This is a genomic window from Pedobacter jeongneungensis, from assembly GCF_039538295.1.
GTDB lineage: Bacteria > Bacteroidota > Bacteroidia > Sphingobacteriales > Sphingobacteriaceae > Pedobacter > Pedobacter jeongneungensis.
In genome coordinates this window covers 116,416-132,881 of the sequence record NZ_BAABBY010000012.1, presented here as the reverse complement: position 1 = coordinate 132,881, position 16,466 = coordinate 116,416, and the positions used below count along the sequence as shown (strand labels likewise).

The following is a 16,466-nucleotide window of genomic DNA, read 5'->3' as shown; positions in this document are numbered from 1 at the left end:
AATTAGCTGATTACCAGTTGATCAGTCTTGACTTATGGTAAGAAATTGGACAGAGGGGGTTAATCGATTAATGGTTTTTGGGTTCATGGTCCATAGACGATGGGCCCATTGGCTATCAACCATGATCTATCTAACCATTGACCATAAATTTTAGCCCATCCTCCTCATACCTCATCCAGTGTTTTCCTGCTGTCTGCAGAACCTGCTTTATAAGCCGAAGGCGTAATACCAGTTACTTTTTTAAACTGTGCCGATAAGTGTGCCACACTGCTGTAGTTGAGCTGATAAGCAATTTCGCTCAGGGTAAGTTCGCCGTAGGTAAGCATTTCTTTTGCTTTTTCTATTTTTTGGGCAATGAAATATTTCTCAATCGTTTGATTTTCCACCTCCGAAAAAATACCGCTTAAACCGGCGTATTCCTGTTTCAACTGATCACTGAGGTAGGCAGAAAGATTGATTTTTAAGGGTTCCCTGGTATAATGTACTAAATTAACAATAGCCGTTTTAACCTGCTCGGCTATCTGGGTTTTCTTATCTTCCAATAGTTCGAATCCGAAATGGTTAAGGCCAAATGAGATTCTGATTTTATCTTCGGGAGTGATATTTTTAGCCAAAGTAACTTCGCCAAGCTCAACCAATAGCGGTTTAAAGCCAAGCTTTTCGAGCTCAGCCTTAACCACCATTTTACAACGGTTGCATACCATGTTTTTGATATGCAGCTTCATTAGTTCGGTTTTATCGTTTCGGAAACATCACCACAATCGAACATCATACTTCCATAATATGGATTTTCGATGTTTTCTTTTTCATTTAACCAGCTCGCTTTCGCCATGGGGCAATGCTGAACATAAACGGTTTGGCTGTTAAATTTTAAACCCTTCAGCGTTTTAATCATCGCATAAGAAATCCCTTCAAAAGCTTTTCTTTGTGTTTTAATGTCGTTCGAGCCCGCAAGTTGTGCCGATTTATTTTTGATAACTGCAGCTTGTTCCATAAATATTTTATGCTGATCTGCTGGTAAATCTTTATGGTTAACTGCATTTACCTTTGCCGATAAAACTTTTACTTTTTCTATCGCCAGGTCTTTTTTGTCGGTTGCGAGGGCATTTTTTACATCGTAATAGGCTGTTAATACCTGATTTAAGGCGGCATCTGTTTTGCTTTGTGCGTAAGTGAATGCTGTTGTTGCGATTGTGATGATGGCAACTAATCCTAATATTTTTTTCATGTGATTATATTCTATTTTAAAACGTTAAAAAAATTAAATTCTGCCCTGAGCAAATACATGTTTTTGGTGTACCGGTTATCCATATTTCCGGTTGCCTGAAAACGATAGCCAAAATCGATTCGGGTTGCACTATTTAAAACCATCTGTAGGGCTGGGGCTATATCCAGATAGGATTGACCGCTGCCCGGATCGGTTTTGCCCAGTAACTCTAAATAGACATTAAAGTTGGGCTGTTTGTAATCCTTATAAACGACAGGTAAAACCAGATAACCCGATGATAAGCTGTAGGACAGCATATTTTTTGGTTGAGGCATCCCTGCGATTTGTCTGTCGCTGTTTTCGAAAGCGTGGGCAAAACCTAAGGTTGATGATAGCGCCAGTTTATGCAGCAGTTGTGTAAAAATCAATCCGCCCTGCACGCCGCTATTGTCGCCTTCAAGGTTAATGTCGCGCGTATAAGTTGGCCGTCTGCTGGTACTAATCCTTCCAAAAGCCGATGCCCTGAAATGGCTGTGTGCTTCATCCAACGATAAAAACCGGTATTTTGCATATAAACTCCCACCTTCTAAACGATATTTACCGTCCATGTCAGAAAGAAAAGCCTGGGTATGCATCATCAGGTTTTTGCTGAACCCGATCATCACCTCCGGAATAGTGCGGCTTACATAACCCGGATAGTTAAACATGCCTTCGTTGGTAATCCTTACGCCGATCGATTTTTTCGGCATATTGCTCGCAGGCTCTGTAAACACATATAATTCTTGTGCAGAAACACTTTTATAAGCACCGATAAGCATCAGCGCCAGTATGAATATCCGCCTCATCCTAAGAAAGAACCAAGTGATAAATGCGCGTTTTTTTGCCATTTACTACGCCGGTGCCACTTGCATAAGCGTCAGACTTAGCAGTTGAGGCTTGTTTTTTAAATGCTGAACCGGAAATAAAATCTTTATCAACCACACTCGCCTTTATTGTGCCACTAAGCGTTTTATCTTTTACATTTACAAAACGGTACACATTGCCATTAACAACTGCCTGACCTTTGTCGTCTACTTTAACATCGTTAAAATTGAAGTTTGCAGTTAAGCTGCCAACAGAAAAACCTGCATCCTGAACTTTTTTACGAACCAGATCAAGATTAACATTCGCGTCTTTTTTAAAGGTTAAAACAAAGATGTTTTTATTTAAATCTGGTTTAACGTTACTGATAAAGCCCAGGGTTTCTAAAGATTTTTGTGTGGCGTTTGAACACATGGAACAAGTTAAACCGGTTACCTGTAAATCGGCTGTAGATATTTGTTGTGCCGAAGCGTTAACGGCAAAGAATAGCATAATGATGCTGAAAATTTTTATTGTTTTCATGATTTTTTTGAATTAGAATTTAAGATAATGTCACATTGAGCCCGTCCAAATACAAGAAATGTGCATTACGAGCTGATGTTTAATCCTAATTCCTGAAAATGCAATTGAAAACATGCAAAGCAACCCGCGAGGATAATGGTGGTGCTTTGTTTGAGATTTTACTAAAAAACTTCGGAGTGATGTTGGTCAGAAATTCTAAAACCGGAGGATGCAGGAAAAGTTGGATAGAAAACAATTTAGGCATTTGTACCTGTGCCTCCACCTGGTGACTGTCTTTAACCTTAACTGTTACCTGTGTGTTTTTGCAGCAACCATCATCTTTCTTCTCAGCAGGAATCTCCTTACAGAATTTGCAGGAAAGTTCGTTGCTAAAGAGCTTAACATTTTCTAGTTTACCCCCACAAAAATGGAGGCTTAAAGCCAACCCCATAACACTAACTGCATAAAATACAGCCAAAGAAAGTGCTATTTTTTGTTTTAACTTCATTAACACAAAGGTAAAGCAAAAATTATCGAATAATGCGCGGAAATATTTACTGAATTTCATTTTTTAGTTTATTTTAGCCTCAAACACCGGCTAAATGAAGAAAATATTATTGTTCCTTTGCGCTTTTTCAGTGCTTTCCGCTTTCGCTGGGAAACCTAAAAATCAATATGTCCGTATTAAAACAGCATATGGCGAGTGCATTGTTAAATTGTACAATCAAACGCCATTGCACCGCGATAACTTTTTGAAACTGGTTAAAAAAGGGTATTACAATGATCTTTTATTTCATCGGGTGATTAAAGATTTTATGATCCAGGGGGGCGATCCGGATTCGAGGAATGCCAAACCAGATTCGTTGTTAGGCAACGGCGGACCAAAATATACGATTCCTGCTGAATTTAATGATAGCTTGTTCCATAAAAAAGGGGTTTTGGCAGCAGCAAGGGAAGGTGATGACATTAATCCGGCAAAAGCATCAAGCGGAAGCCAGTTTTACCTGGTTCAGGGAAAGGTTTTTACTGATCAGCAGTTAAATAATGTGGAAGAAAAACGCCTGAAATTTAAAATTCCTGAATGGCAGCGTGAGGTATATAAAACAATTGGAGGCACCCCGCACTTAGACCGTAATTATACCGTTTATGGCGAAATTGTAGCTGGCCTGGATCTGGTAGATAAGATTGCAGTAATCGAAACCGATAAAAACAACCGTCCAAAACAGGATGCAAAAATGGAGATTACGGTTTTGAAGAGGAGAGAAGCGAAAAAGTTGGAGAAACAGTTGTTACAGGGATCTTTGAAAGATAAAATAGTTATGTAATTAAAGGATCTTGTCTGTTATCAAAGAAGAACAGAATTCTAATTTCTTCTTGATAAACTTGATAATAAAAAGAAGTATGTTTTGAGATTACGCCTTTTCTTACTTGGCTATTTAATGAGATAGGCTCGTAGATAAAGGGCAAGAAGACAATGAGATCAATTTTTTTATAAACACTTTCTATAAAACTTTTAGCATAATCGTAACCCCAGGTTTCTTCTATAAAAATCCCAATGCCAAGTAGTGTTTCGTATGCTTCTTCAGAAAAAGAAACGGTTAGTGCCATTTTTCAGAAAGCCTTTTTTTTACTTCGTCATATGGGATTAGTTTTCCCTCTTTAGCTTGTTGTAACCCTCTTTTAATTCCCTCCTGAACATGTTTAGGCAATTCGTCCAACACAACCTTTTCATTGTAGTTTAAAAGCATGTCCAGCTCTGATAAAAGATTTTCATCATCTGTTTCGAAAACCTTTTTTGCGATTTCTATTTTTAATTCTTCTATGCTCATAAACAAATTTAACGAAAGCAATTCTCAATTACTAAGCATTTATTCAATTAATTTCTAAATTTACCGCCCACAACAATTGAAATTTACTGAATGAAACCATTATGATTTACCTGCTGAGCGGGCATAAAAATCATGATCGCTTCATCGCCATTGATAAATATATTTAACTGATGAAAATCATCTCCTATAATGTAAACGGAATCCGGGCGGCAAGTACCAAAAACTTTTTTGGCTGGCTTCAGGCTACAAATGCTGATATGGTCTGTTTGCAGGAAGTAAAAGCCATGCCTTCACAAATATCGGAAATTATTGCGCTGATTGAGCAGTTGGGCTATCACCATTACTGGTTCCCGGCAGAGAAAAAAGGATATAGCGGCGTAGCCATTTTATCAAAAATTAAACCCAATCACGTAGAATTTGGCTGCGGCGAAGAGTGGATCGATAAAGAAGGAAGGATTTTAAGGGCGGATTTCGACGATTTTTCTTTGATGAGCCTTTATATGCCATCTGGCTCAAGCGGAGATGAAAGGCAGGTTAAAAAGTATGAATTTATGCGTTTTTTTGATGTGTATATCGGCGAACTGCGAAAAGAGTTTCCCAACTTAATTGTAAGTGGCGACTATAACATCTGCCATACCGCTATTGACATCCACAACCCAAAATCGAATGCGAATTCGTCAGGATTTTTACCCGAAGAACGGGAGTGGATGCAGTTATTTCTGGATAATGGTTTTATCGATACTTTCCGGCATTTTAATAAAGATCCTCATCACTATACCTGGTGGAGTTACCGTGCAGGATCGAGGGGGAAAAACCTTGGCTGGCGTATCGATTACCACCTGGCTACAAGACCAATGGAAAGCCGCCTTAAAAATGTAAGGATTTTACCCGATGCCATACATTCTGATCATTGTCCGGTTCTATTGGAAATAGATTAGGTTTTGGATTAATCGGTTAATTGTTTAAACTGGTTAACTGTCCGCAATACTCAATTAATCAATTTATACGGTTTGAACAATTAACCATCCCATAAATGCTAATCATAAATATAAAAGGGCTTGTTGGCCTCCATCCTAAAGATAAATTAGTGCTCCGTGGCTGTGAATTAGGTAAATTGCCTGTTCTCGTAAATGCCTGGCTTTTGCTGGAAAATGGCCTGATTAAAGATTTTGGAAAAATGAATAGTTTTCCATCTTCTATTGCACATCTTCCCTCTTACAATGCGGATGGCCGCTACGTTTTTCCTTCCTGGTGCGATAGCCATACCCATATTGTTTTTGCGGCTTCCCGTGAAGAAGAATTTGCCATGAAGATACAGGGCAAAACCTACGAGGAAATTGCTGCGGCAGGTGGCGGAATTTTAAACTCGGCGGGTAAACTCCAAAATGCATCAGAGGATGAATTGTTTGAAAGTGCTGCGGTGAGGTTAAAACAGATGATTTTTCAGGGAACAGCAGCGGTTGAAATTAAAAGCGGGTACGGATTAACTACTGAAAGTGAAATCAAAATGCTCCGGGTCATCCGCAGGTTAAAAGATCACTTTCCGATACCCATAAAGGCAACTTTTCTGGCTGCTCATGCTTTCCCTGCCGAATTTAAAAATGATCACCAGGGTTACATTAACTTGATTATTAATGAAATGTTGCCGCTAATTGCCAAAGAAAACCTGGCCGATTATATTGATGTTTTCTGCGAAAAAGGATTTTTCTCCGTCGAAGAAACGGATCAGATACTCAAAGCCGGAGCAAAATATGGCTTGAAACCAAAAATACATGCCAATCAGCTTTCCGTTTCAGGTGCTATCGAAGTTGCCGTAAAAAACAAGGCCATTTCGGTTGATCATTTGGAAGAAAGTAACGAAGAAACCATCAATACCTTAAGAAATGCTGATACCATTGTAACGTTATTGCCTTCCTGTTCGTTTTACCTGGGTATTCCATTTGCAGATGCCAAAAGCTTTATTAAAGCAGATTTGCCTGTAGCTTTGGCTACCGATTATAATCCGGGATCAACACCTTCAGGGAATATGAATTTTGTGGTTTCGCTCGGTTGTATCAAAATGAAGATGTTTCCGGAGCAGGCCATTAATGCTGCCACTTTAAATGGCGCAGCGGCAATGGAAATAAGTAAAGATTATGGAAGCATTACAATTGGTAAAAAAGCAAATTTGTTTATTACCAAACCGATGCCTTCAATTGCCTATTTGCCGTACAGTTTTGGTGAAAACCAGGTTGATACGGTGATTTTAAACGGTGAAATTTATCATGGATAACCTTAAAATATATTCGCAGAGCGACATTAACCATTTGATTATCCATCGTGATGGCGAAATTAAACTTGGCGAAAGGGTTAAAACATACCAGTATGAGGCAATATCAATTGAAGGATTAAAAGCGAACCACTCAAAATTTGTATTGTTGGGCATTCCGGAAGATATTGGTGTGCGTGCAAACGCCGGTATTGCTGGCGCCGCTTCGGCATGGAAACCTGCTTTGGCTGCTTTTCTCAATATCCAAAGTAACCGCTTTTTAAATGGTGCAGAAATTTTGGTTTTAGGCCATTTCGAAATCAACGAACCTGAAGATTCTTCTATTAAAGGTTTAAGGAATAAAGTAGCAGAAATTGACGAACTGGTTTATCCGGTCATCGAAAAAATTGCTTCTGCAGGCAAAATCCCGGTGGTAATTGGCGGTGGGCATAACAATGCTTATGGCATCATTAAGGGGACTTCGCTGGCGTATAAAATTCCAATTGATGTATTAAACGTTGATGCGCATGCCGATTTAAGAGAGCTGGAAGGAAGACATAGCGGAAATGGGTTTTCTTATGCACTTACAGAAAATTATCTTAATCATTATTTTATGTATGGCCTGCATCAGAATTACAATAATGAAGCGATTTTAAGCCAGGTTGAAAACAATGCCAGGCTAAATGCTATATTTTTCGATGATATTTTAATGGGTGACGATGCCGGCGGCTTTTTTGATGAATTAGGGAAAGCTGCTGGTTTAGAGATCGACTTAGATTGTATCCAAAATGTGCTTTCGAGTGCCGAAACACCATCGGGATTTACGGTTAACGATGTCAGAAAACTGATTTTAACCAGCGCTAATAAATTTTCTTATTTACACCTTTGCGAAGGTGCCACAAGAATGCTTGATGGAAGGGTGAGTAAGCTCACGTCTAAATTGATTGCTTATTTGGTGAGTGATTTTATGAAAGCGCATGCTGCTAAGGTTTAGCCTCCCGTGCCGTCATTTCGGGCGGAGTGAAACTTGTACCGATTTAACATCGGTAACGTTGCCGGGAACCACGTAAGTGCTCAGCGAAGCTAAATCTGTCTTGAGATAGATCTCTCCGTTTCGCTACGCTACAGTCGAGATGACGAAATGGGATATCGGGATGATAACGCTTTTGTTTAATCTGCCATTAGATAGGATAAGAGCATTTTTATGAAGCGCGCCTAAACCAATCAATGGTCACTGAACTAATGAACCCTTACAGGTGCTCCGCTTCATATTTTTCACCAGCCTTTAACATCAATTCGATCTGTTTAAGGTCTTCGGCGGTTAATTCTTCTTTTTCCTGTAATTCGAATACCGCAATCATGTTGTCTTCGTATTGTTTTTCTGTTTTAATAACGATTTCCTGTGGCATTCCGGTAAGCTTAAAGTTTTATAATTTCTGTTGGTGTTATGCAAAAATCTAATTTGATGTCGTGTTCATTCACATCATCTATTTTTTCGATAGCAGGGTACAAAGATAAGCCTATTTTCTGAGCATTTATATCCTGTAGAAAACGATCATAAAAACCTTTGCCATAACCTACGCGGTAGCCATGTTTATCAAAGGCCAAAAGCGGTATAATTACCATGTTTATTTCACCTTCATGGAGGCTTCCTTTTTGTGGTTCCAGAATGTTGTAAAGGTTTTTTTTAAGGTCATCTTTGCCCAGATATTCATGGTGGGTCATCAAAGCCGTTTCGAAATCGGCTTTTGGCACAATAATTTTAATTTCGGGATGGGTTTTACTCAGCCATTCGATCAATAAAAAAGTATTCGGCTCTTTTTTTTCGGTAATGGGTAAAAAGATATGAATGTTTTTAATCTGGCTAAAATTGAGTGTTTTAAATTGTTTTAAAAGCGATTCGTTTAACGCATGATACAATGAGTCGTTTAGTAGCAACCTGTCTTTTAACGCTTGTTTTCTGATTTCGGCTTTTAGCATAAAACAAATATAATATTTTTCAAACCCCGCAGGTTTCAAAAACCTGTGAGGTTTATATCGTGTAGCGAAGAAAGAAAAGAAGAGTCCGGTCTGTTTTTGAAAATGTGCGGTAATGTGTTGATGGCGGCCTGCAGTCCTGCTATCGCTTCAAGTCCTCACTCGTGCCTCGCTGCGGGCTTTTCGCTTTATCAGGTTTAATAACAGCGGTTCAGCATCGCAAACCTAACAAAAAAACCTCTGAAAAATTAATTTCAGAGGCTTCAGAATATTGAATTTAAATTATTTTACACGCTCCACGTAATCGCCGGTACGGGTATCAATTTTAATTTTATCGCCCTGGTTTACAAACATCGGTACCTTAACCTCAACACCGTTTTCTAATGTTGCTGCTTTTAATGCATTGGTAGAAGTATCACCTTTAACAGCCGGCTCCGAATACGTAATTTCGAATTCTGCAAAGTTTGGTAACTGTGCCATAATTGCTTCTTCACTCTCCATCGAAACAATGATGTTCATGCCTTCTTTTAAAAATTTTATTGCCGAACCAAATAAAGCTTTGTCAACATTAAATTGCTCGTAAGTATTGTTATCCATCACGATTAAATAATCACCTTCTTCGTACAGGTATTGGTAATCGTTGGTTTCAACACGGCAAATTTCTACAGCCTCGTCGGTATTCATACGTGCCTCAACAATTCTGCCCGATTTAATGTTACGGAATTTACCTGTATAAAATGCGCCACCTTTTCCTGGCGTACGGTGATTCCATTCGTCAACAGTAACCAGTTCGTTATTAATACGAAGGATGTTGCCTGTTTTAATTTCTGATGCTTTTGCCATATTGTGTTATCCCAAATTGGGGGTTTATTTTAGTTTTTCGTGACGGCAAAGGTAAAATTATTTTAATAAAAACCTATAAAGGTTTAAGGCATAAGGCTTAGTGCTTAAGAAAATTTAAACCATTAACCAGGTTTATCTTATCCTCTCCATATACTCACCGGTACGCGTATCAATTTTAATTTTATCACCTTCATTAACAAATAAAGGAACCCTGATTTCAGCTCCTGTTTCTACAGTTGCCTGCTTAAGCGCACTTGTTGCCGTATCGCCTTTAACCGCAGGTTCAGAATAGGTTACAATAAGCTCAACACTGTTTGGCAGGCGTGCAATAATCGGCTCTTCACTTTCAAAGGCAACCGTTAAGGTCATGCTCTCTTTTAAAAACCTGATCGAATCTCCAAAAAGGAATTTAGGGATATTGTGCTGCTCAAAAGTCTCATTATCCATTACCACTAAATAATCGCCATCCTCATAAAGGTATTGATAGTCATTGGTTTCTACGCGGGCAAAGGTAACTTCTTCATCCGGGCGGAAACGATATTCCACAATCTTACCTGTTTTTATATTGCGCATACGGGCCTGGTAAAAGGCTCTTAAATTTCCTGGGGTGCGGTGGATGTATTCTTCAACTGATACCAACTCTCCGTTAATACGAAGAACACTTCCGGTCCATATTTCTGATGCTTTTGCCATTTTAAAATGAAATGTTGTTTTGTTGATGATTAAAAATCAAAGTTAAAAAATGCATATTGATTTGAAAAGCAAAACCAGCATTAATCGGGTAGCGCAGTCTCGCTTTCCCTTCAATCTTTTTGCAATTGCAACTGTAAGTTTATAGAAAAGGCTGCACCAAAAAGTATTTTCGTGCAATCGGGTTTAGAAACGAGGGGCTTGTACATCAATAAATGCCACTTACACAACAAAAAACCTCCGTATAAAAGAAATGCCTTTGGGAACCACTCCAAAGGCATAATCAACCTAAACCTCAAACTAAACTATGAAAAACTCTTCGCTTTTTACGGCTATATTTTTGATTCCGCATTGCGGAAAATATTAACGTTTCCTTTAGAGATAAATTAAATAATTGTATCTCTTTTTGGTGGTGCAAAGGTACAAACTATTTCTTAATTGCAAAATATTTTTTTAAAAATTTATTTTTAGTACAAATGTATGACAAAACAGACGTTATGAAGATGGGTTTCAGGAGCAGTAAACTACTTGTAATCTGATATTTGCAGCTGTGTGGTACAGAAATCATATTCCTGGATCTGGTTAGAGCCAATTATTGTTAAACGGTCTTTTCCATAATTTTCAATCAGTTCGCGGTACCAGTTTATTCCCTGAACGTCTAAATTGCTGGTCGGTTCATCTAAAAATAAAATTGGTGTATCGGTGCAACAGGCCAAAGCTAGTTTGGTTCTTTGCTTCATGCCTGATGAGAAGTACTTAATTTCTTTATTTGCAGCTTTTTCTAAACCCAATACGCCGATCAGCTTTTTAGCATCGAGGCCAGGCGCAAAATTTTTAAACTTAAAATGAAAATCAATGATCTCTTTTAGCGTAAAGGTTTCAACCAGTTCGAGGTAAGGAGCAGCAAGACTAATGTACCGGTAAATATTTTCGACAGGGATTTCTGCTGTATCCGCAAATGTAATTTTCCCTTCAGAAGGAGATAGGCTGCCGTTTAAAACACTTAGCAAAGTCGATTTACCCGAACCATTCGGCCCTAGTATGGCATAACTGTTACCCGATGTAAATTCGGTGCTCAGGTGCCTGAAAATCCATTCCTTATTAAACCTTCTGCCAATATTTTGTAAAGAGATATTCATTTTGGTCTAAGCGTTTGGCGTTTGGTGGTCAGCGTTAAAAAGTTTAATCATCCAAACACTGTTATCAACTCCGATATATTGGCCATAATTTGGCGTAATGCAGTATCCTATTTTCTGGTAGAGCGCAATGGCTTCAGGTTGTTTTTTGCCGGTTTCTAACACAGTTGCAGTAAAGCCCAGTTCAGCTGCCCATTTTTCCAGTTCGATTACAATTTTTGCTGCAATTCCCTGTTTCCGGTAACCGGGATGCACAAACATCCTTTTTACTTCAGCCTCAGTTGCAGAGAAAGGTTTTATGGCGCCACAACCAACGGGTACATCATTATGGCAGGCAACAATCACTTCTTTAATGGCATCAACCTTGTTAAACTGAGCATAAAAAGCATGATCGTCGCCATCTCTAACAGCCAAATCCTGATCCAGCAAAGCAACCAGTTGTCTAAAACCGGCATTGTCTGAATCAGTTCTGATTAGCGTTAAATCACTCATTGAAAAATCAAAATTTTAGCTTTGGTCTTTAAGCTTTCTGCTTAACTGCCCATGCCAAAACCCTTCATAACCCCACGGTTAGAATTTCGGATAAAATCAACAATTTCATCACGGATTTCCGTTGGTTTAAATTCGGCTTCGATCATGTCTAAAGCTTTGGTTACGTTATTGTGTTTTACAAAAAGTACGCGGTAAATTTCCTGTATTTCGTCTATCTGCTCGTTGGTAAAACCTCTTCTGCGCAAACCAACAGAGTTGATTCCGGCGTAAGAAAGTGGCTCGCGGGCTGCTTTAACATAAGGAGGCACATCTTTACGCACCAATGAACCACCGGTTACAAAAGCATACGAGCCTACCTTAACAAACTGATGTATCGCAACTAAACCAGCCAGTACTACATTGTTACCAATGGTAATGTGGCCAGCTAAAGTAGTGCTGTTAGAGAAAATACAGTTATTGCCAACCTCGCAATCGTGCGCAATGTGCGAATAAGCCTGGATAAGGCAATTACTTCCTATGGTGGTTTTCCATTTATCTTTAGTACCACGGTTAATGGTTACACACTCGCGGATGGTGGTATTATCGCCAATTTCTGCAGTAGTGATTTCGCCGGCAAATTTTAAATCCTGAGGCTCGCCGGAAATAACGGCGCCAGGAAAAATGCGGCAGTTTTTACCGATACGTGCACCATCCATAATGGTAACGTTCGATCCGATCCACGTGCCCTCGCCAATTACAACGTCTTTATGTATCACTACAAAGGGTTCGATTACCACATTTTCGGCAATTTTTGCCTGAGGGTGTATATATGCTAAAGGTTGTATCATTATTGGGCGGGTTCTGCTTGTTTAATTTTTGAAATTTGGGCCATCATTTCAGCCTCGACAACGATTTTTTCGCCAACCATACCTACACCTTTCATCTGGGCAATGCCTCTTCTGATCGGTTCGAGTAAATCGCAGCGGAAAACGATGGTGTCGCCAGGTAAAACCTGTGCCCTAAATCGTACGTTATCTATTTTTAAGAAATACGTTAAGTAATTCCTCGGATCAGGAACGGTGCTTAGAACTAAAATACCACCAACCTGTGCCATGGCCTCAATCTGGATTACGCCTGGAAAAACCGGTGCGCCCGGAAAGTGCCCTTTAAAAAACTCTTCGTTCATGGTTACGTTTTTAACGCCTACCACATGGTTTTTAGAAAGTTCTAATATTTTATCTACAAATAAAAATGGCTGACGGTGAGGCAAAATATCCATAATCTGAACCACATCATACAATGGTTTTGCACTTGGATCGTACACCTTCTGTATTTTTTTGTTTTTCTCTTTTTTAATGGCTGCTTTAATCTTTTTTGCAAAAGCAACGTTTGCCGCGTGGCCCGGGCGGGCGGCCATAATGTGGCCTTTTAAGTGCATACCAACCAAAGCTAAATCGCCAATCATATCCAGAAGTTTATGGCGGGCGGGTTCGTTTTGGTAACGCAATTCCATGTTGTTCAAAATTCCCTGTGGGGCAACATCAATATCCTTGCGGTTAAATAATTTGGCCAGATGGCTCAATTCATCTTTGGTAACTTCTTTATCTACAATTACAATGGCGTTATTTAAATCGCCGCCTTTAATTAAATTGTGCGATAACTGGTATTCTAATTCGTGTAAGAAACAGAAGGTTCGGCAGGAAGCAATTTCTTTTTTAAATTCTGCAATGGTATTAATACCAGCATGCTGACTGCCCAAAACAGGAGAATTATAATCAATCATACAAGTAAAACGATAATCGTCTAACGGCATGGCCACAATTTCTACTTTTCTGTCTTCTTCGGTATAGGTAATGTTATGGGGAATGGTAAAGTATTCGCGATCGGCATTTTGTTCAACCGTGCCTACTTCTTCCAGCAAATCAACAAACTGGATAGAACTACCGTCCATAATCGGGGTTTCAGGTCCGTCTAATTTGATTAGCACGTTATCGAGGTCCATGCCCACTAATGAAGCCATTACGTGCTCTACGGTGCTTACGCTGGCGCCGTTTTGAGTAAGGGTTGTTCCGCGTGAAGTATCAGTTACGTTATCTGCATCGGCTTCGATAATCGGATGCCCGTCTAAATCGATGCGCTGAAATTTAAAGCCATGATTTTCGGGGGCTGGGCAAAATGTTAAAGTCACATTAGCGCCGGTGTGCAAACCTACACCAGATGCTGATATTTCCTGTTTAATCGTTTTTTGTCTAACGTTCATTGTTTATTGTATTCTTTTCCAGTTCAGCTGTAAGCCTTTTCAATTCCTCTTCGAGCGCGTTTATTCTTTTCTCTACATCCGGGAGATGTTTGAAAATTACGGAGGCACGCATCCAGTTACGCAGTGGCTGCGCCGGGCTTCCGTGCCATTGTTTATTTTCTTCTGTAATGTTAAAGTTGATACCGGCCTGTGCACCAATCTGTGTGCCTTTGGCCAAAGTTAAGTGACCTGCAATACCCACCTGGCCGCCAACAACGCTGTTAGCGCCAACTTTTGTACTGCCCGATATGCCAGATTGTGCGGCTAAAACGGTGTTTTCGCCAATTTCCACATTGTGGGCAATCTGGATCAGGTTATCTATTTTGGCTCCTTTTTTCACAATTGTCGATCCCATCGTAGCACGATCAACCGTGGTATTTGCACCAATTTCTACATCATCTTCAATAATGACGTTTCCAATCTGCGGGATTTTATTGTAAGTACCGTCTTTTTGAGGGGCAAAACCAAATCCATCGCTGCCAATAACGGTGTTGGAGTGGATGGTTACCCTTTTGCCAATTACTGAATTGTGATAGATTTTTACACCTGGGAAAAAAGTGCTGTTTTCGCCAATTTTAGAGTTTGCGCCAATAAAAGTTTGCGCATTTATTTTACATCCGTCACCAATTTCTACATTTTCGGCAACGTAAGCAAAGGCATCTATAAATACATTTTTACCAATTTTAGCTGTTGGGTGTACAAAAGCCTGCTTATCGATGCCCGATTGCGCTGCCTGTGCATTTACGGCTTCGTTATATTTATCCAGTAAAATGGTAAAGGCGCTATATGGATTTTCTACACGGATTAAAGTGCTGGTATAAGGTTGTGTAGGCGCGAAATTTTTTGATACGATAACAACTGACGCCTGAGTAGAATACAAAAAGTTTTCGTACTTAGGATTAGAAAGAAAGGACAAAGAGCCCTCTTTCCCGTCTTCTATTTTAGAAAGTTCGGTAACGGCTACATCTGGGTTGCCATCAATGGAACCGTTCAAAAACTGACTTATCTGCGTGGCAGTAAATTGCATCGTACAAAGGTATATGTTAAATTGATATGAACAAAAAAACCTGCTAGGGTTAAGTGGTGTATATTTTACACAATAATAAGACTTAAAACGGCAGTAAAAGTTAAATATTTTGTTAAATAAGCTTAAATGCCCCTGGGGTAACAGAGGATATATTTTTCTACAGTTTTCTGCAGCGACTCGAGATTGGATAAATCTGATGCCTTTGCAATATCTACAATATCGTTATTTTTCATCAGAATCTTGATATTTCCAACACCCGCGTTATAGGCCCGGTTCTGGATCGAATCGGTAAAAACAAAATACCTCGCTTCTTCGGGTTTAATCTCCAGTAAATTAACAGCTGCATCCTGTAGAAAGCTTACCCGGTCATCACTTGCTTTTTCATTGCCCATTTCTACTTTGTAAAGATTCCTTGAAGTAAGCATTTTACACAGTGTAGACAAAATTTTATCTGGATGTTTAACCCAAACCTTCACTGCTGCATAAATATCCTGATCATCCAGATTGGTAAAATGCTCCAGGTTTTCGTGCCGGGCAAAGAAGTTGGCTTCGCTGATGTCGTTTTTTAAGAAGTGGTTTAACGAAGGCGAAGCAAATAAATCTGTTCCTGCAACCGATAGTTCTTTAGCCCGTTCCAATAATTTTACGAGGATCATTTCGCCCGATATTACCGTTTTATGCAGGTACACCTGCCAGTACATCAGCCTTCTGGCAATTAAAAATTTCTCAATCGAATAAATGCCTTTTTCTTCAATCACCAGGTCATCATCGTGTATATTAAACATTTTGATAATCCTGTCGAAACTGATCACGCCTTCACTAACACCTGTAAAAAAACTGTCGCGGTTGAGGTAGTCCATTCTATCTAAATCCAGCTGACCTGAAATCAGCTGATGAAGAAATTTTTTATGGTAAGTGCCGTTAAAAACCTCAATGGCGTGACTCAATTTTCCTTCGAAATGAACATTCAGGTCGTTCATCAGCTTTGCCGAAATATCTTCATGCCTGATTCCGGTAACCAACGAATGTTCTAAAGCATGCGAAAAAGGCCCGTGGCCGATATCGTGCAGTAAAATGGCCAAAATGGCGGCTTCTTCTTCACCCTCGGTGATGACATGTCCTTTGCTTTTTAATAGATTAATCGCCAGACTCATTAAATGCATGGCACCCAATGCATGGTGAAAACGGGTGTGTAAAGCGCCAGGATATACCAAATGCGTCATCCCCAGTTGTTTAATGTAACGCAAACGCTGGAAATAGGGATGCGAAATTACATCATAAACCAATTCTGATGGAATACTGATGAAACCGTAAACCGGATCATTTATTATTTTCTTCTTGTTCAATCGTTAAAAATAGTTAAATAGATAGATACGG

General features: G+C 39.4%; 21 protein-coding genes. 4 read left to right on the top strand and 17 right to left on the bottom strand.

Annotated features, from left to right (window positions below):
• Positions 1 to 164: 164 nt before the first annotated feature.
• From ABD769_RS21250 to ABD769_RS21230, 5 genes are all read right to left on the bottom strand, one after another.
• Positions 165 to 725, bottom strand: a complete 561-nt coding sequence (locus ABD769_RS21250; RefSeq protein ID WP_344853368.1) for a helix-turn-helix domain-containing protein — start codon at positions 723 to 725, stop codon at positions 165 to 167.
• The gene (locus ABD769_RS21245; RefSeq protein WP_344853367.1) at positions 725 to 1,228 is read right to left on the bottom strand and encodes a DUF3347 domain-containing protein; all 504 of its coding nucleotides are present in this window, start codon (positions 1,226 to 1,228) and stop codon (positions 725 to 727) included. Before ABD769_RS21245 ends, ABD769_RS21250 begins: the two co-directional genes overlap by 1 nt.
• An 11-nt stretch (positions 1,229 to 1,239) precedes the next feature.
• The gene (locus tag ABD769_RS21240; RefSeq protein WP_344853366.1) at positions 1,240 to 2,052 is read right to left on the bottom strand and encodes a hypothetical protein; all 813 of its coding nucleotides are present in this window, start codon (positions 2,050 to 2,052) and stop codon (positions 1,240 to 1,242) included.
• 1 nt (position 2,053) lies between these two features.
• Entirely contained in the window at positions 2,054 to 2,590 is a 537-nt protein-coding gene (locus ABD769_RS21235; protein WP_344853365.1) for a heavy-metal-associated domain-containing protein, read from the bottom strand.
• A gap of 85 nt (positions 2,591 to 2,675) precedes the next feature.
• Positions 2,676 to 3,137, bottom strand: coding sequence for an HYC_CC_PP family protein (locus tag ABD769_RS21230; protein WP_344853364.1), 462 nt, complete (start codon positions 3,135 to 3,137; stop codon positions 2,676 to 2,678).
• A gap of 34 nt (positions 3,138 to 3,171) precedes the next feature.
• On the opposite strand from ABD769_RS21230, the gene ABD769_RS21225 reads away from it, so the two are divergent.
• The gene (locus ABD769_RS21225; protein WP_344853363.1) at positions 3,172 to 3,894 is read left to right on the top strand and encodes a peptidylprolyl isomerase; all 723 of its coding nucleotides are present in this window, start codon (positions 3,172 to 3,174) and stop codon (positions 3,892 to 3,894) included.
• Here ABD769_RS21225 and ABD769_RS21220 read toward each other — a convergent pair.
• Together ABD769_RS21220 and ABD769_RS21215 are read right to left on the bottom strand one after the other, a co-directional pair.
• Positions 3,887 to 4,177 carry a type II toxin-antitoxin system RelE/ParE family toxin gene (locus tag ABD769_RS21220; protein WP_344853361.1) on the bottom strand — a complete coding sequence of 97 codons (291 nt, stop codon included), beginning with the start codon at positions 4,175 to 4,177 and terminating at the stop codon, positions 3,887 to 3,889. The genes ABD769_RS21225 and ABD769_RS21220 overlap by 8 nt on opposite strands.
• Entirely contained in the window at positions 4,168 to 4,398 is a 231-nt protein-coding gene (locus ABD769_RS21215; RefSeq protein ID WP_344853360.1) for a hypothetical protein, read from the bottom strand. The genes ABD769_RS21220 and ABD769_RS21215 overlap by 10 nt, the downstream gene beginning before the upstream one ends.
• A gap of 170 nt (positions 4,399 to 4,568) precedes the next feature.
• Here ABD769_RS21215 and ABD769_RS21210 point away from each other — a divergent pair, with 170 nt between their 5' ends.
• From ABD769_RS21210 to ABD769_RS21200, 3 genes are all read left to right on the top strand, one after another.
• Positions 4,569 to 5,336 (top strand): exodeoxyribonuclease III, encoded by a 768-nt coding sequence (locus tag ABD769_RS21210; protein ID WP_344853359.1) that lies wholly within the window; start codon positions 4,569 to 4,571, stop codon positions 5,334 to 5,336.
• Positions 5,337 to 5,431: 95 nt separating this feature from the next.
• Positions 5,432 to 6,670, top strand: coding sequence for an imidazolonepropionase (gene hutI, locus ABD769_RS21205; protein ID WP_344853358.1), 1,239 nt, complete (start codon positions 5,432 to 5,434; stop codon positions 6,668 to 6,670).
• Complete coding sequence (locus tag ABD769_RS21200; RefSeq protein ID WP_344853357.1) at positions 6,663 to 7,640, top strand: formimidoylglutamase; 978 nt, start codon at positions 6,663 to 6,665, stop codon at positions 7,638 to 7,640. The genes hutI and ABD769_RS21200 overlap by 8 nt, the downstream gene beginning before the upstream one ends.
• A 256-nt stretch (positions 7,641 to 7,896) precedes the next feature.
• On the opposite strand, the gene ABD769_RS21195 is transcribed toward ABD769_RS21200, so the two are convergent.
• From ABD769_RS21195 to ABD769_RS21150, 10 genes are all read right to left on the bottom strand, one after another.
• Positions 7,897 to 8,055: a hypothetical protein gene (locus ABD769_RS21195; protein WP_157255332.1), complete on the bottom strand. Its 159-nt coding sequence runs from the start codon at positions 8,053 to 8,055 to the stop codon at positions 7,897 to 7,899.
• Positions 8,056 to 8,065: 10 nt separating this feature from the next.
• The gene (locus tag ABD769_RS21190; RefSeq protein ID WP_344853356.1) at positions 8,066 to 8,626 is read right to left on the bottom strand and encodes a 5-formyltetrahydrofolate cyclo-ligase; all 561 of its coding nucleotides are present in this window, start codon (positions 8,624 to 8,626) and stop codon (positions 8,066 to 8,068) included.
• Positions 8,627 to 8,905: 279 nt separating this feature from the next.
• On the bottom strand, positions 8,906 to 9,466 hold the full coding sequence (gene efp / locus ABD769_RS21185) for an elongation factor P (RefSeq protein WP_344853355.1): 561 nt from the start codon (positions 9,464 to 9,466) through the stop codon (positions 8,906 to 8,908).
• A gap of 132 nt (positions 9,467 to 9,598) precedes the next feature.
• Positions 9,599 to 10,159 (bottom strand): elongation factor P, encoded by a 561-nt coding sequence (gene efp / locus ABD769_RS21180; RefSeq protein ID WP_344853354.1) that lies wholly within the window; start codon positions 10,157 to 10,159, stop codon positions 9,599 to 9,601.
• 521 nt (positions 10,160 to 10,680) lie between these two features.
• The gene (locus ABD769_RS21175) at positions 10,681 to 11,295 is read right to left on the bottom strand and encodes an ABC transporter ATP-binding protein (RefSeq protein WP_344853353.1); all 615 of its coding nucleotides are present in this window, start codon (positions 11,293 to 11,295) and stop codon (positions 10,681 to 10,683) included.
• Positions 11,296 to 11,301: 6 nt separating this feature from the next.
• The gene (locus ABD769_RS21170; protein ID WP_344853352.1) at positions 11,302 to 11,784 is read right to left on the bottom strand and encodes a GNAT family N-acetyltransferase; all 483 of its coding nucleotides are present in this window, start codon (positions 11,782 to 11,784) and stop codon (positions 11,302 to 11,304) included.
• A gap of 41 nt (positions 11,785 to 11,825) precedes the next feature.
• Entirely contained in the window at positions 11,826 to 12,611 is a 786-nt protein-coding gene (gene lpxA / locus ABD769_RS21165; RefSeq protein WP_025141731.1) for an acyl-ACP--UDP-N-acetylglucosamine O-acyltransferase, read from the bottom strand.
• Complete coding sequence (locus tag ABD769_RS21160; protein WP_025141732.1) at positions 12,611 to 14,023, bottom strand: bifunctional UDP-3-O-[3-hydroxymyristoyl] N-acetylglucosamine deacetylase/3-hydroxyacyl-ACP dehydratase; 1,413 nt, start codon at positions 14,021 to 14,023, stop codon at positions 12,611 to 12,613. The genes lpxA and ABD769_RS21160 overlap by 1 nt, the downstream gene beginning before the upstream one ends.
• A complete protein-coding gene (gene lpxD / locus ABD769_RS21155) occupies positions 14,013 to 15,089 on the bottom strand; it encodes a UDP-3-O-(3-hydroxymyristoyl)glucosamine N-acyltransferase (RefSeq protein ID WP_344853351.1) in 1,077 nt (358 codons plus the stop codon). Before lpxD ends, ABD769_RS21160 begins: the two co-directional genes overlap by 11 nt.
• A gap of 122 nt (positions 15,090 to 15,211) precedes the next feature.
• Positions 15,212 to 16,435 (bottom strand): HD domain-containing protein, encoded by a 1,224-nt coding sequence (locus tag ABD769_RS21150; protein WP_344853350.1) that lies wholly within the window; start codon positions 16,433 to 16,435, stop codon positions 15,212 to 15,214.
• Between the last annotated feature and the right edge of the window lie 31 nt (positions 16,436 to 16,466).

What these genes read in the sequence shown, in the direction of transcription:
- ABD769_RS21230 (WP_344853364.1), bottom strand. Translation starts at nt 3,137, where the DNA reads ATGAAATTCAGTAAATATTTCCGCGCATTATTCGATAATTTTTGCTTT.
- ABD769_RS21170 (WP_344853352.1), bottom strand. Translation starts at nt 11,784, where the DNA reads ATGAGTGATTTAACGCTAATCAGAACTGATTCAGACAATGCCGGTTTT.
- ABD769_RS21175 (WP_344853353.1), bottom strand. Translation starts at nt 11,295, where the DNA reads ATGAATATCTCTTTACAAAATATTGGCAGAAGGTTTAATAAGGAATGG.
- efp (WP_344853354.1), bottom strand. Translation starts at nt 10,159, where the DNA reads ATGGCAAAAGCATCAGAAATATGGACCGGAAGTGTTCTTCGTATTAAC.
- ABD769_RS21250 (WP_344853368.1), bottom strand. Translation starts at nt 725, where the DNA reads ATGAAGCTGCATATCAAAAACATGGTATGCAACCGTTGTAAAATGGTG.
- hutI (WP_344853358.1), top strand. Translation starts at nt 5,432, where the DNA reads ATGCTAATCATAAATATAAAAGGGCTTGTTGGCCTCCATCCTAAAGAT.
- ABD769_RS21235 (WP_344853365.1), bottom strand. Translation starts at nt 2,590, where the DNA reads ATGAAAACAATAAAAATTTTCAGCATCATTATGCTATTCTTTGCCGTT.
- ABD769_RS21160 (WP_025141732.1), bottom strand. Translation starts at nt 14,023, where the DNA reads ATGAACGTTAGACAAAAAACGATTAAACAGGAAATATCAGCATCTGGT.
- ABD769_RS21200 (WP_344853357.1), top strand. Translation starts at nt 6,663, where the DNA reads ATGGATAACCTTAAAATATATTCGCAGAGCGACATTAACCATTTGATT.
- ABD769_RS21195 (WP_157255332.1), bottom strand. Translation starts at nt 8,055, where the DNA reads ATGCCACAGGAAATCGTTATTAAAACAGAAAAACAATACGAAGACAAC.
- ABD769_RS21215 (WP_344853360.1), bottom strand. Translation starts at nt 4,398, where the DNA reads ATGAGCATAGAAGAATTAAAAATAGAAATCGCAAAAAAGGTTTTCGAA.
- lpxA (WP_025141731.1), bottom strand. Translation starts at nt 12,611, where the DNA reads ATGATACAACCTTTAGCATATATACACCCTCAGGCAAAAATTGCCGAA.
- ABD769_RS21240 (WP_344853366.1), bottom strand. Translation starts at nt 2,052, where the DNA reads ATGAGGCGGATATTCATACTGGCGCTGATGCTTATCGGTGCTTATAAA.
- ABD769_RS21190 (WP_344853356.1), bottom strand. Translation starts at nt 8,626, where the DNA reads ATGCTAAAAGCCGAAATCAGAAAACAAGCGTTAAAAGACAGGTTGCTA.
- ABD769_RS21220 (WP_344853361.1), bottom strand. Translation starts at nt 4,177, where the DNA reads ATGGCACTAACCGTTTCTTTTTCTGAAGAAGCATACGAAACACTACTT.
- ABD769_RS21245 (WP_344853367.1), bottom strand. Translation starts at nt 1,228, where the DNA reads ATGAAAAAAATATTAGGATTAGTTGCCATCATCACAATCGCAACAACA.
- lpxD (WP_344853351.1), bottom strand. Translation starts at nt 15,089, where the DNA reads ATGCAATTTACTGCCACGCAGATAAGTCAGTTTTTGAACGGTTCCATT.
- ABD769_RS21210 (WP_344853359.1), top strand. Translation starts at nt 4,569, where the DNA reads ATGAAAATCATCTCCTATAATGTAAACGGAATCCGGGCGGCAAGTACC.
- ABD769_RS21225 (WP_344853363.1), top strand. Translation starts at nt 3,172, where the DNA reads ATGAAGAAAATATTATTGTTCCTTTGCGCTTTTTCAGTGCTTTCCGCT.
- efp (WP_344853355.1), bottom strand. Translation starts at nt 9,466, where the DNA reads ATGGCAAAAGCATCAGAAATTAAAACAGGCAACATCCTTCGTATTAAT.